Origin of the sequence: Escherichia sp. E4736, assembly GCF_005781225.1 — a bacterium.
Lineage (GTDB): Bacteria > Pseudomonadota > Gammaproteobacteria > Enterobacterales > Enterobacteriaceae > Escherichia.
In genome coordinates this window covers 110,910-124,837 of record NZ_VATT01000015.1, presented here as the reverse complement: position 1 = coordinate 124,837, position 13,928 = coordinate 110,910, and the positions used below count along the sequence as shown (strand labels likewise).

At 52.8% G+C, this 13,928-nt stretch carries 11 protein-coding genes; all 11 read left to right on the top strand.

Annotation, left to right across the window (positions count from 1 at the left end; translation table 11 throughout):
• Positions 1-1,317 carry a UDP-N-acetylmuramoyl-L-alanine--D-glutamate ligase gene (gene murD / locus FEK46_RS11820; RefSeq protein WP_131161247.1) on the top strand — a complete coding sequence of 439 codons (1,317 nt, stop codon included), beginning with the start codon at positions 1-3 and terminating at the stop codon, positions 1,315-1,317.
• The gene (ftsW, locus tag FEK46_RS11815) at positions 1,317-2,561 is read left to right on the top strand and encodes a cell division protein FtsW (protein ID WP_130204918.1); all 1,245 of its coding nucleotides are present in this window, start codon (positions 1,317-1,319) and stop codon (positions 2,559-2,561) included. The genes murD and ftsW overlap by 1 nt, the downstream gene beginning before the upstream one ends.
• Complete coding sequence (gene murG, locus FEK46_RS11810) at positions 2,558-3,625, top strand: undecaprenyldiphospho-muramoylpentapeptide beta-N-acetylglucosaminyltransferase (RefSeq protein ID WP_130259634.1); 1,068 nt, start codon at positions 2,558-2,560, stop codon at positions 3,623-3,625. The genes ftsW and murG overlap by 4 nt, the downstream gene beginning before the upstream one ends.
• 53 nt (positions 3,626-3,678) lie before the next feature.
• A complete protein-coding gene (murC, locus tag FEK46_RS11805) occupies positions 3,679-5,154 on the top strand; it encodes a UDP-N-acetylmuramate--L-alanine ligase (protein WP_130204922.1) in 1,476 nt (491 codons plus the stop codon).
• Positions 5,147-6,067: a D-alanine--D-alanine ligase gene (ddlB, locus tag FEK46_RS11800; protein WP_130204924.1), complete on the top strand. Its 921-nt coding sequence runs from the start codon at positions 5,147-5,149 to the stop codon at positions 6,065-6,067. The genes murC and ddlB overlap by 8 nt, the downstream gene beginning before the upstream one ends.
• 1 nt (position 6,068) lies before the next feature.
• A complete protein-coding gene (ftsQ, locus tag FEK46_RS11795; RefSeq protein ID WP_000075731.1) occupies positions 6,069-6,899 on the top strand; it encodes a cell division protein FtsQ in 831 nt (276 codons plus the stop codon).
• Positions 6,896-8,158 carry a cell division protein FtsA gene (gene ftsA / locus FEK46_RS11790; protein WP_000588474.1) on the top strand — a complete coding sequence of 421 codons (1,263 nt, stop codon included), beginning with the start codon at positions 6,896-6,898 and terminating at the stop codon, positions 8,156-8,158. The genes ftsQ and ftsA overlap by 4 nt, the downstream gene beginning before the upstream one ends.
• A gap of 60 nt (positions 8,159-8,218) precedes the next feature.
• A complete protein-coding gene (gene ftsZ, locus FEK46_RS11785) occupies positions 8,219-9,370 on the top strand; it encodes a cell division protein FtsZ (RefSeq protein ID WP_064525175.1) in 1,152 nt (383 codons plus the stop codon).
• 100 nt (positions 9,371-9,470) lie between these two features.
• The gene (lpxC, locus tag FEK46_RS11780; protein ID WP_000595482.1) at positions 9,471-10,388 is read left to right on the top strand and encodes a UDP-3-O-acyl-N-acetylglucosamine deacetylase; all 918 of its coding nucleotides are present in this window, start codon (positions 9,471-9,473) and stop codon (positions 10,386-10,388) included.
• 230 nt (positions 10,389-10,618) lie between these two features.
• Positions 10,619-11,131, top strand: a complete 513-nt coding sequence (gene secM / locus FEK46_RS11775) for a secA translation cis-regulator SecM (protein ID WP_135560080.1) — start codon at positions 10,619-10,621, stop codon at positions 11,129-11,131.
• 61 nt (positions 11,132-11,192) lie between these two features.
• Complete coding sequence (secA, locus tag FEK46_RS11770) at positions 11,193-13,898, top strand: preprotein translocase subunit SecA (protein WP_130204928.1); 2,706 nt, start codon at positions 11,193-11,195, stop codon at positions 13,896-13,898.
• The last annotated feature ends 30 nt before the right edge of the window (positions 13,899-13,928 follow it).

Here is a 13,928-nt window from a genome sequence, read left to right as displayed (position 1 = left end):
ATGGCTGATTACCAGGGTAAAAATGTCGTTATTATCGGCCTGGGCCTCACCGGGCTTTCCTGCGTGGACTTTTTCCTTGCTCGCGGCGTGACGCCGCGCGTTATGGATACACGTATGACACCGCCTGGCCTGGATAAATTACCCGAAGCGGTGGAACGTCACACTGGCGGTCTTAATGACGCGTGGCTGATGGCAGCCGATCTGATCGTCGCCAGCCCCGGTATTGCGCTGGCGCATCCATCTTTAAGCGCCGCTGCCGATGCCGGAATTGAAATTGTTGGCGATATCGAACTGTTCTGCCGCGAAGCGCAGGCACCGATTGTGGCGATCACCGGTTCTAACGGCAAAAGCACTGTCACCACCTTAGTGGGCGAAATGGCGAAAGCGGCAGGTGTTAACGTCGGCGTGGGGGGTAACATTGGCCTGCCTGCGTTGATGTTGCTGGATGCCGAGTGCGAACTGTACGTGCTGGAACTATCGAGCTTCCAGCTGGAAACCACCTCCAGCTTACAGGCGGTGGCGGCGACCATTCTGAACGTGACTGAAGATCATATGGATCGCTATCCGTTTGGATTGCAGCAATATCGTGCGGCAAAACTGCGCATTTACGAAAATGCGAAAGTTTGTGTCGTCAATGCCGATGATGCCTTAACGATGCCGGTTCGCGGTGCGGATGAACGCTGCGTCAGCTTTGGCGTCAACATGGGTGACTATCACCTGAATCATCAGCAGGGCGAAACCTGGCTGCGGGTGAAAGGCGAGAAAGTGTTGAACGTGAAAGAGATGAAACTTTCCGGGCAACACAACTATACCAATGCGCTGGCAGCGCTGGCGCTGGCTGATGCCGCAGGGTTACCGCGCGCCAGCAGCCTGAAAGCGTTAACCACGTTCACTGGTCTGCCGCATCGTTTTGAAGTGGTGCTGGAGCATAACGGCGTGCGCTGGATTAACGATTCGAAAGCCACCAACGTCGGGAGTACAGAGGCGGCGCTGAACGGCTTGCAGGTAGACGGTACGCTGCATTTATTGCTGGGCGGTGATGGCAAATCGGCGGATTTCAGTCCACTGGCGCGCTATCTGAATGGCGACAACGTGCGTTTGTACTGTTTTGGTCGTGATGGCGCCCAGTTAGCGGCGCTGCGCCCGGAAGTGGCAGAGCAAACCGAAACCATGGAGCAGGCGATGCTCTTGCTGGCGCCACGCGTGCAGCCAGGGGATATGGTGCTGTTGTCACCAGCCTGTGCCAGCCTCGATCAGTTCAAGAACTTTGAACAACGGGGCAATGAGTTCGCCCGTCTGGCGAAGGAGTTAGGTTGATGCGTTTATCTCTCCCTCGCCTGAAAATGCCGCGCCTGCCAGGACTCAGTATCCTGGTCTGGATCTCCACGGCGCTTAAAGGCTGGGTGATGGGCTCGCGGGAAAAAGATACCGACAGCCTGATCATGTACGATCGCACCTTGCTGTGGCTGACCTTCGGCCTCGCGGCGATCGGCTTTATCATGGTGACTTCGGCGTCAATGCCCATTGGGCAGCGCTTAACCAACGATCCGTTTTTCTTCGCGAAGCGTGATGGCGTCTATCTGATCCTGGCATTCATTCTGGCGATCATTACGCTGCGTCTGCCGATGGAGTTCTGGCAACGTTACAGCGCCACGATGCTGCTTGGATCAATCATCCTGCTGATGATCGTGCTGGTGGTAGGTAGCTCAGTTAAAGGGGCATCACGTTGGATCGATCTCGGCCTGCTGCGTATTCAGCCTGCGGAGTTGACCAAGCTGTCGCTGTTTTGTTACATCGCCAACTATCTGGTGCGCAAAGGCGACGAAGTACGTAACAACCTGCGCGGCTTCCTGAAACCGATGGGCGTGATTCTGGTGCTGGCAGTGTTACTGCTGGCACAGCCAGACCTTGGTACAGTAGTCGTATTGTTCGTCACCACACTGGCGATGCTGTTCCTGGCGGGGGCAAAATTGTGGCAGTTCATTGCCATTATCGGCATGGGGATTTCAGCTGTCGTGCTGCTGATCCTCGCCGAACCGTACCGTATCCGCCGTGTTACTGCGTTCTGGAACCCGTGGGAAGATCCCTTCGGAAGCGGCTATCAGTTAACGCAATCCCTGATGGCCTTTGGTCGTGGCGAATTGTGGGGGCAAGGTTTAGGCAATTCGGTACAAAAACTGGAGTATCTGCCAGAAGCTCACACTGACTTCATTTTCGCCATTATCGGCGAAGAACTGGGGTATATCGGTGTGGTGCTGGCGCTTTTAATGGTATTCTTCGTCGCTTTTCGCGCGATGTCGATTGGCCGTAAAGCGTTAGAAATTGACCACCGTTTTTCCGGTTTTCTCGCCTGTTCAATTGGTATCTGGTTTAGCTTCCAGGCGCTGGTTAACGTAGGCGCGGCAGCGGGGATGTTGCCAACTAAAGGTCTGACATTGCCGCTGATCAGTTACGGTGGTTCGAGCTTACTGATTATGTCGACAGCCATCATGATGCTGTTACGTATTGATTATGAAACACGTCTGGAGAAAGCGCAGGCGTTTGTACGAGGTTCTCGATGAGTGGTAAAGGGAAGCGATTAATGGTGATGGCAGGCGGTACTGGCGGGCACGTGTTCCCGGGACTGGCTGTTGCGCACCATTTAATGGCCCAGGGGTGGCAAGTTCGCTGGCTGGGTACTGCCGATCGTATGGAAGCGGACTTAGTGCCGAAGCACGGTATCGAGATCGACTTTATTCGTATTTCTGGTCTGCGCGGCAAGGGTATTAAAGCGTTGCTCGCGGCTCCGCTGCGGATCTTTAACGCCTGGCGTCAGGCGCGGGCGATTATGAAAGCTTACAAGCCCGATGTGGTGCTCGGTATGGGCGGCTATGTTTCCGGGCCTGGTGGTCTGGCAGCATGGTCGTTAGGCATTCCGGTCGTACTTCACGAACAAAACGGCATTGCTGGCTTGACCAATAAATGGCTGGCGAAAATTGCTACCAAAGTGATGCAGGCGTTTCCGGGGGCTTTCCCTGATGCCGAAGTTGTTGGTAACCCGGTGCGTACTGATGTGCTGGCGCTGCCGTTGCCACAGCAGCGTATGGCTGGTCGTGAAGGTCCGGTTCGTGTTCTGGTTGTGGGTGGTTCCCAGGGAGCGCGCATCCTTAACCAGACAATGCCGCAGGTTGCAGCAAAGCTGGGTGATTCAGTCACTATCTGGCATCAGAGCGGCAAAGGTTCGCAACAAACCGTTGAACAGGCTTATGCCGAAGCGGGGCAACCGCAGCATAAAGTGACGGAATTTATTGATGATATGGCGGCGGCCTATGCGTGGGCGGATGTCGTCGTTTGCCGTTCTGGCGCGTTGACGGTGAGTGAAATCGCTGCGGCAGGGCTACCTGCGTTGTTTGTGCCGTTTCAACATAAAGACCGCCAACAGTACTGGAATGCGCTGCCGCTGGAAAAAGCGGGCGCAGCCAAAATTATCGAGCAGCCGCAGCTTACTGTGGATGCCATCGCCAACACCCTGGCCGGGTGGCCGCGAGAAACCTTATTAACCATGGCAGAACGCGCCCGAGCTGCATCCATTCCGGATGCCACCGAGCGAGTGGCAAATGAAGTGAGCCGGGCTGCCCGGGCGTAATCGTAGCGATGCCTTTTGCATCGTATGAATTTGAGAAGTTAATGGCGTAAAGAATGAATACACAACAATTGGCAAAACTGCGTTCCATCGTGCCTGAAATGCGTCGCGTTCGGCACATACACTTTGTCGGCATCGGTGGTGCCGGTATGGGCGGTATTGCCGAAGTTCTGGCCAATGAAGGGTATCAGATCAGTGGTTCCGATTTAGCGCCAAACCCAGTCACGCAACAGCTAACGAACTTGGGAGCGACGATTTACTTCAACCATCGCCCGGAAAACGTGCGTGATGCCAGTGTGGTCGTAGTTTCCAGCGCGATTTCCGCCGATAACCCGGAAATTGTTGCCGCTCATGAGGCACGTATTCCGGTTATTCGTCGTGCTGAAATGCTGGCTGAGTTAATGCGTTTTCGTCATGGCATCGCCATTGCCGGGACGCATGGCAAAACCACAACCACCGCGATGGTTTCCAGCATCTACGCAGAAGCGGGCCTCGACCCGACCTTCGTGAACGGTGGGCTGGTAAAAGCGGCGGGTGTTCATGCACGTTTAGGCCACGGTCGTTACCTGATTGCTGAAGCTGATGAAAGCGATGCGTCGTTCCTGCATCTGCAACCGATGGTAGCGATTGTCACTAATATCGAAGCCGACCATATGGATACCTACCAGGGCGACTTTGAGAATTTAAAACAGACTTTTATTAATTTTCTGCACAACCTGCCGTTTTACGGTCGTGCGGTGATGTGTGTTGACGATCCGGTAATTCGCGAATTGTTACCGCGTGTAGGCCGTCAAACCACCACTTACGGCTTCAGCGAAGATGCTGACGTGCGTGTGGAAGATTATCAGCAGATTGGCCCGCAGGGACACTTTACGCTGCTGCGTCAGGACAAAGAGCCAATGCGCGTTACACTGAATGCGCCAGGTCGTCACAATGCCCTGAATGCTGCCGCTGCCGTTGCGGTCGCCACGGAAGAGGGGATTGAAGACGAGGCTATTTTGCGTGCGCTGGAGAGTTTCCAGGGAACCGGACGCCGCTTTGATTTCCTTGGTGAATTTCCATTGGAACCTGTGAATGGTAAAAGCGGTACGGCAATGCTGGTTGATGACTATGGTCACCACCCGACCGAGGTGGACGCCACTATTAAAGCGGCGCGAGCAGGTTGGCCGGATAAAAACCTGGTGATGCTGTTTCAGCCGCACCGTTTCACCCGCACGCGCGACCTGTATGATGATTTTGCCAATGTGCTGACTCAGGTGGATACCCTGCTGATGCTGGAAGTGTATCCGGCAGGCGAAGCGCCTATTCCGGGAGCGGACAGTCGTTCGTTGTGTCGTACAATCCGTGGCCGTGGGAAAATTGATCCGATTCTGGTGCCGGACCCGGCGCAGGTGGCCGAGATGTTAGCACCAGTATTAACTGGTAACGACCTGATCCTCGTTCAGGGGGCAGGAAATATCGGAAAAATTGCCCGATCTTTAGCTGAAATCAAACTGAAGCCGCAAACTACAGAGGAAGAGCGACATGACTGATAAAATCGCGGTCCTGTTGGGCGGGACCTCCGCAGAGCGGGAAGTTTCTCTGAATTCTGGCGCGGCAGTGTTAGCTGGGCTGCGTGAAGGCGGTATTGACGCGTATCCTGTCGACCCGAAAGAAATCGACGTAACGCAACTGAAGTCGATGGGCTTTCAGAAAGTGTTTATCGCTCTGCACGGTCGCGGTGGTGAAGATGGCACGCTGCAGGGTATGCTCGAGCTGATGGGCTTGCCTTATACCGGCAGTGGAGTGATGGCATCTGCGCTTTCAATGGATAAACTACGCAGCAAACTGCTTTGGCAGGGGGCTGGTTTACCGGTAGCGCCGTGGGTAGCATTAACCCGCGCAGAGTTTGAAAAAGGCATTAGTGATAAGCAGTTAGCAGAAATTTCTGCCTTAGGTTTGCCGCTTATCGTCAAGCCGAGCCGCGAAGGTTCCAGTGTGGGAATGTCAAAAGTAGTAGCAGAAAATGCTCTGCAAGATGCATTAAGATTGGCATTTCAGCACGATGAAGAAGTATTGATTGAAAAATGGCTAAGTGGGCCGGAGTTCACGGTTGCGATACTCGGTGAAGAAATTTTACCGTCAATACGTATTCAACCCGCTGGAACCTTCTATGATTATGAGGCGAAGTATCTCTCTGATGAGACACAGTATTTCTGCCCGGCAGGTTTAGAAGTGGCTCAAGAGGCAAATTTGCAGGCATTAGTGCTGAAAGCATGGACGACTTTAGGATGCAAAGGATGGGGACGTATAGACGTCATGCTGGACAGCGATGGACAGTTTTATCTGCTGGAAGCTAATACCTCACCGGGTATGACCAGTCACAGTCTGGTGCCGATGGCGGCACGTCAGGCGGGTATGAGCTTCTCGCAGTTGGTAGTACGAATTCTGGAACTGGCGGACTAATATGTCGCAGGCTGCTCTGAACACGCGAAACAGTGAAGAAGAGATTTCTTCTCACCGCAATAATGGAACGCGTCTGGCGGGGATCCTTTTCCTGCTGACCGTTTTAACGACAGTGTTGGTGAGCGGCTGGGTCGTGTTGGGCTGGATGGAAGATGCGCAACGCCTGCCGCTCTCAAAGCTGGTGTTGACCGGTGAACGCCATTACACGCGTAATGACGATATCCGGCAGTCGATCCTGGCATTGGGTGAGCCAGGTACCTTTATGACCCAGGATGTAAATATCATCCAGACGCAAATTGAACAACGCCTGCCGTGGATTAAGCAGGTGAGCGTCAGAAAGCAGTGGCCTGATGAATTGAAGATTCATCTGGTTGAATATGTGCCGATTGCGCGTTGGAATGATCAGCATATGGTTGACGCTGAAGGAAACACCTTCAGCGTTCCGCCAGATCGCACCAGCAAGCAGGTGCTCCCAATGTTGTATGGTCCGGAAGGCAGCGCAAATGAAGTGTTGCAGGGCTATCGCGAAATGGGGCAGATGCTGGCAAAGGACAGATTTACTCTGAAGGAAGCGGCGATGACCGCGCGGCGCTCCTGGCAGTTGACGCTGAATAACGATATTAAGCTCAATCTTGGCCGGGGCGATACGATGAAACGTTTGGCTCGCTTTGTAGAACTTTATCCGGTTTTACAGCAGCAGGCGCAAACCGATGGCAAACGGATTAGCTACGTTGATTTGCGTTATGACTCTGGTGCGGCAGTCGGCTGGGCGCCCTTGCCGCCAGAGGAATCTACTCAGCAACAAAATCAGGCACAGGCAGAACAACAATGATCAAGGCGACGGACAGAAAACTGGTAGTAGGACTGGAGATTGGTACCGCGAAGGTTGCCGCTTTAGTAGGGGAAGTTCTGCCCGACGGTATGGTCAATATCATTGGTGTGGGCAGCTGCCCGTCACGTGGTATGGATAAAGGCGGGGTGAACGACCTCGAATCCGTGGTCAAGTGCGTACAGCGCGCCATTGACCAGGCAGAATTGATGGCAGATTGTCAGATCTCTTCGGTATATCTGGCGCTTTCTGGTAAGCACATCAGCTGCCAGAATGAAATTGGTATGGTGCCTATTTCTGAAGAAGAAGTGACACAAGAAGATGTAGAAAATGTCGTCCATACCGCGAAATCGGTGCGCGTGCGTGATGAACATCGTGTGCTGCATGTGATCCCGCAAGAGTATGCGATTGACTATCAGGAAGGGATCAAAAATCCGGTAGGACTTTCTGGCGTGCGTATGCAGGCAAAAGTGCACCTGATCACATGTCACAACGATATGGCAAAAAACATTGTGAAAGCCGTTGAACGTTGTGGCCTGAAAGTTGACCAACTGATATTTGCCGGACTGGCATCAAGTTATTCGGTATTGACGGAAGACGAACGAGAACTGGGCGTCTGCGTCGTCGATATCGGTGGTGGTACAATGGATATCGCCGTTTATACTGGCGGGGCATTGCGTCACACCAAGGTAATTCCTTATGCTGGCAATGTCGTGACCAGTGATATCGCTTATGCCTTTGGCACACCGCCAAGCGACGCCGAAGCGATTAAAGTTCGTCATGGCTGCGCGCTGGGTTCCATCGTCGGTAAAGACGAGAGCGTGGAAGTGCCGAGTGTAGGTGGTCGTCCGCCGCGTAGTCTGCAACGTCAGACGCTGGCGGAGGTGATTGAGCCGCGCTATACCGAGCTGCTCAACCTGGTCAACGAAGAGATATTGCAGCTGCAGGAAAAGCTTCGCCAACAAGGCGTAAAGCATCACCTGGCTGCGGGTATTGTATTAACCGGTGGCGCGGCGCAGATCGAAGGTCTTGCCGCCTGCGCTCAACGCGTGTTTCATACGCAGGTGCGTATCGGCGCGCCGCTGAATATCACCGGTTTAACGGATTACGCTCAGGAGCCGTATTATTCAACGGCAGTGGGATTGCTTCATTACGGGAAAGAGTCACATCTTAACGGTGAAGCGGAAGTTGAAAAACGTGTTACAGCATCTGTTGGCTCGTGGATCAAGCGACTCAATAGTTGGCTGCGAAAAGAATTTTAATTTTTATGAGGCCGGCGGTGATTACGGCCTCAGGCGACAGGCACATATCGGAGAGAAACTATGTTTGAACCAATGGAACTTACCAACGACGCGGTGATTAAAGTCATCGGCGTCGGCGGCGGCGGCGGTAATGCTGTTGAACACATGGTGCGTGAGCGCATTGAAGGTGTTGAATTTTTCGCGGTAAATACCGATGCACAGGCGCTGCGTAAAACAGCGGTTGGGCAGACGATTCAGATCGGTAGTGGTATCACCAAAGGACTGGGAGCTGGCGCTAATCCAGAAGTTGGCCGTAATGCGGCTGATGAGGATCGTGATGCACTGCGTGCGGCGCTGGAAGGTGCAGACATGGTCTTTATTGCAGCGGGCATGGGCGGTGGTACCGGTACAGGTGCTGCGCCGGTTGTTGCTGAAGTGGCTAAAGATTTAGGTATTCTGACCGTTGCTGTTGTGACCAAGCCTTTCAACTTTGAAGGCAAGAAGCGTATGGCATTTGCGGAGCAGGGGATCACTGAATTATCCAAACATGTAGACTCACTGATCACAATCCCGAACGACAAACTGCTGAAAGTTCTTGGCCGCGGTATCTCCCTGCTGGACGCGTTTGGCGCAGCTAACGATGTGCTGAAAGGCGCTGTTCAGGGTATCGCCGAACTGATTACTCGTCCGGGTCTGATGAACGTGGACTTTGCAGACGTACGTACTGTGATGTCTGAAATGGGCTACGCAATGATGGGTTCTGGCGTGGCGAGCGGTGAAGACCGTGCGGAAGAAGCGGCTGAAATGGCTATCTCTTCTCCGCTGCTGGAAGATATCGACCTGTCTGGCGCGCGCGGCGTGCTGGTTAACATCACTGCGGGCTTCGACCTGCGTCTGGATGAGTTCGAAACCGTAGGTAACACCATCCGTGCATTTGCTTCGGACAACGCGACTGTGGTTATCGGTACTTCTCTTGACCCGGATATGAACGATGAACTGCGTGTAACCGTGGTTGCTACAGGTATCGGTATGGATAAACGTCCTGAAATCACCCTCGTGACCAATAAGCAAGTTCAACAGCCAGTGATGGATCGCTACCAGCAGCATGGTATGGCGCCGCTGACGCAAGAGCAGAAGCCCGTGGCCAAAGTGGTGAACGACAATACGCCACAAACCGTGAAAGAGCCGGATTATCTGGATATCCCGGCATTCCTGCGTAAGCAAGCTGACTAAGAATTAGCTGGAATTTGGGTTGCGAGGCTCTTTGTGCTAAACTGGCCTGCCGAATGTATAGTACACTTCGGTTGGATAGATAATTTGGCGAGATAATACGATGATCAAACAAAGGACACTTAAACGTATCGTTCAGGCGACGGGTGTCGGTTTACATACCGGCAAGAAAGTCACCCTGACCTTACGCCCTGCGCCGGCCAACACCGGGGTCATCTATCGTCGCACCGACTTGAATCCACCGGTAGATTTCCCGGCCGATGCCAAATCTGTGCGTGATACCATGCTCTGTACGTGTCTGGTCAACGAGCATGATGTACGGATTTCAACTGTTGAGCACCTGAACGCAGCGCTCGCGGGCTTAGGCATCGATAACATTGTTATCGAAGTTAACGCGCCGGAAATCCCAATCATGGACGGCAGTGCCGCTCCGTTTGTTTACCTGCTGCTTGATGCTGGTATCGACGAGCTGAACTGCGCCAAGAAATTTGTTCGCATCAAAGAGACTGTTCGCGTCGAAGATGGCGATAAGTGGGCTGAATTTAAGCCGTACAATGGTTTTTCGCTGGACTTCACCATCGATTTCAACCATCCGGCAATCGATTCCAGCAATCAACGCTATGCGATGAACTTCTCTGCTGATGCGTTTATGCGCCAGATCAGCCGTGCGCGTACGTTTGGTTTCATGCGTGATATCGAATATCTGCAGTCCCGTGGCCTGTGCCTGGGCGGCAGCTTCGATTGTGCCATCGTTGTTGACGATTATCGCGTACTGAACGAAGACGGCCTGCGTTTTGAAGACGAGTTTGTGCGTCACAAAATGCTCGACGCGATCGGTGATTTGTTCATGTGTGGTCACAACATTATCGGCGCATTTACCGCTTATAAATCCGGTCATGCACTGAATAACAAACTGTTGCAGGCTGTACTGGCGAAACAGGAAGCCTGGGAATATGTGACCTTCCAGGACGACGCAGAACTGCCGTTGGCCTTCAAAGCGCCTTCAGCCGTACTGGCATAACGACATCTATACTGTCGTATAAAATTCGACTGGCAAATCTGGCACTCTCTCCGGCCAGGTGACCCAGTCGTTTTTTTTTGAGTTTTTACAGCGTCGTAAGAAATCGGTGCGAACGCTGTTTTCTTAAGCACTTTTACGTGTTACTTATCTTGAATACTGCTGTGGACTTCTGGCTTTAATGATAAGATTTGTGCGCTAAAAACGTTGAATACGATCGGGATGGCAATAACGTGAGTGGAATACTGACGCGCTGGCGACAGTTAGGTAGACGCTACTTCTGGCCGCATCTCTTATTAGGGATGGTCGCGGCGAGTTTAGGTTTGCCTGCGCTCAGCAACGCCGCCGAGCCAAACGCGCCCGCAAAAGCGACAACGCGCAATCACGAGCCTTCCGCCAAAGTTAACTTTAGTCAGTTGGCCTTGCTGGAAGCAAACACACGCCGCCCGAACACGAACTATTCCGTTGATTACTGGCATCAACATGCTATTCGCACGGTAATCCGCCATCTCTCCTTTGCAATGGCGCCGCAAACGCTGCCCGTTGCCGAGGAATCTTTACCGCTTCAGGCGCAACATCTTGCTTTACTGGATACGCTCAGCGCGCTGCTGACCCAGGAAGGCACGCGGTCTGAAAATGGTTATCGCATTGATTATGCGCATTTTACCCCTCAAGCAAACTTCAGCACGCCCGTCTGGATAAGCCAGGCGCAGGGCATCCGTGCTGGCCCTCAACGCCTCAGCTAACAACGAGAAACCTTTACTTCATTTTATTTACTCCGCAATGCGGGGTGTTTGAGATTTTATTATGCTAATCAAATTATTAACTAAAGTTTTCGGTAGTCGTAACGATCGTACCCTGCGCCGGATGCGCAAAGTCGTCAACATTATCAATGCCATGGAACCGGAGATTGAAAAACTCTCCGACGAAGAACTGAAAGGAAAAACGGCAGAGTTCCGCGCGCGTCTGGAAAAAGGCGAAGTGCTGGAAAACTTGATTCCGGAAGCCTTCGCTGTCGTGCGTGAAGCCAGTAAGCGTGTTTTTGGCATGCGCCACTTCGACGTACAGCTGCTCGGCGGTATGGTTCTTAATGAACGTTGCATCGCGGAAATGCGTACAGGTGAAGGTAAAACCCTGACCGCAACGCTGCCTGCTTACCTGAACGCATTAACCGGTAAAGGCGTGCACGTTGTTACCGTCAACGATTACCTGGCGCAACGTGACGCCGAAAACAACCGTCCGCTGTTTGAATTCCTCGGCTTGACCGTCGGCATCAACCTGCCGGGCATGCCAGCACCGGCAAAGCGTGAAGCTTACGCGGCTGACATTACTTACGGTACGAACAACGAATACGGCTTTGACTACCTGCGCGACAACATGGCGTTCAGCCCTGAAGAACGTGTACAGCGTAAACTGCACTATGCGCTGGTGGACGAAGTGGACTCCATCCTGATCGATGAAGCGCGTACACCGCTGATCATTTCCGGCCCGGCGGAAGACAGTTCGGAAATGTATAAGCGTGTAAACAAAATCATTCCGTACCTGATCCGTCAGGAAAAAGAAGACTCCGAAACCTTCCAGGGCGAAGGCCACTTCTCGGTGGATGAAAAATCTCGCCAGGTGAACCTGACCGAACGTGGTCTGGTGCTTATTGAAGAGCTGCTGGTGAAAGAAGGCATTATGGATGAAGGTGAGTCGCTGTACTCTCCGGCCAATATTATGCTGATGCACCACGTAACGGCGGCGCTGCGTGCTCACGCGCTGTTTACTCGCGATGTCGATTACATCGTTAAAGATGGTGAAGTTATCATCGTTGACGAACATACCGGTCGTACCATGCAGGGTCGTCGCTGGTCTGATGGTCTGCACCAGGCTGTGGAAGCAAAAGAGGGTGTACAGATTCAGAACGAAAACCAGACACTGGCTTCGATCACCTTCCAGAACTACTTCCGTCTATATGAAAAACTGGCGGGGATGACCGGTACGGCTGATACCGAAGCCTTCGAATTCAGTTCCATCTACAAACTGGATACTGTAGTCGTTCCGACCAACCGCCCGATGATTCGTAAAGATCTGCCGGATCTGGTCTACATGACCGAAGCGGAAAAAATTCAGGCGATCATTGAAGATATCAAAGAACGTACTGCGAAAGGCCAGCCAGTGCTGGTGGGTACTATTTCAATCGAGAAATCGGAACTGGTATCAAACGAGCTGACCAAAGCCGGTATCAAACACAACGTTCTGAACGCTAAATTCCACGCCAACGAAGCGGCAATCGTTGCTCAGGCGGGCTATCCGGCTGCAGTGACCATCGCGACCAACATGGCGGGTCGTGGTACTGACATCGTGCTTGGTGGTAGCTGGCAGGCAGAAGTTGCCGCGCTGGAAAACCCGACCGCTGAGCAAATTGAAAAAATTAAAGCCGACTGGCAGGTGCGTCACGACGCGGTACTGGAAGCAGGTGGCCTGCATATCATCGGTACCGAGCGTCACGAATCTCGTCGTATCGATAACCAGCTGCGTGGCCGTTCTGGTCGTCAGGGTGATGCCGGTTCTTCCCGTTTCTACCTGTCGATGGAAGATGCGCTGATGCGTATTTTTGCCTCTGACCGCGTATCAGGCATGATGCGTAAACTGGGTATGAAACCCGGCGAAGCCATTGAGCATCCGTGGGTAACTAAAGCAATTGCCAATGCTCAGCGTAAAGTTGAAAGCCGTAACTTCGACATTCGTAAACAGCTGCTGGAATACGATGACGTAGCTAACGATCAGCGTCGTGCCATATACTCTCAGCGTAACGAACTGCTGGATGTCAGCGATGTGAGCGAAACCATCAACAGCATTCGTGAAGATGTGTTCAAAGCAACCATCGATGCCTACATTCCGCCACAGTCACTGGAAGAAATGTGGGACATTCCAGGTTTGCAAGAACGTCTGAAAAACGACTTCGACCTTGATTTGCCGATTGCCGAGTGGCTGGACAAAGAGCCAGAACTGCATGAAGAGACGCTGCGTGAGCGTATCCTGGAGCAGTCCATCGAAGTGTATCACCGTAAAGAAGAAGTGGTTGGCGCTGAGATGATGCGTCACTTCGAGAAAGGGGTGATGCTGCAAACGCTGGACTCCCTGTGGAAAGAGCACCTGGCGGCGATGGACTATCTGCGTCAGGGTATCCACCTGCGTGGCTATGCACAGAAAGATCCGAAGCAGGAATACAAACGTGAATCGTTCTCCATGTTTGCGGCGATGCTGGAATCGTTGAAATATGAAGTCATCAGCACGTTAAGCAAAGTACAAGTACGCATGCCGGAAGAAGTTGAAGAGCTGGAGCAGCAGCGTCGTATGGAAGCTGAGCGTTTAGCGCAAATGCAGCAGCTTAGCCATCAGGATGACGACTCTGCAGCTGCGGCTGCGCTGGCAGCGCAAACCGGCGATCGTAAAGTTGGACGTAACGATCCTTGCCCATGCGGTTCTGGTAAAAAATACAAGCAGTGCCATGGTCGCCTGCAATAAAAGCTAAGTGTTGAAATAAAAGGCGCAGGA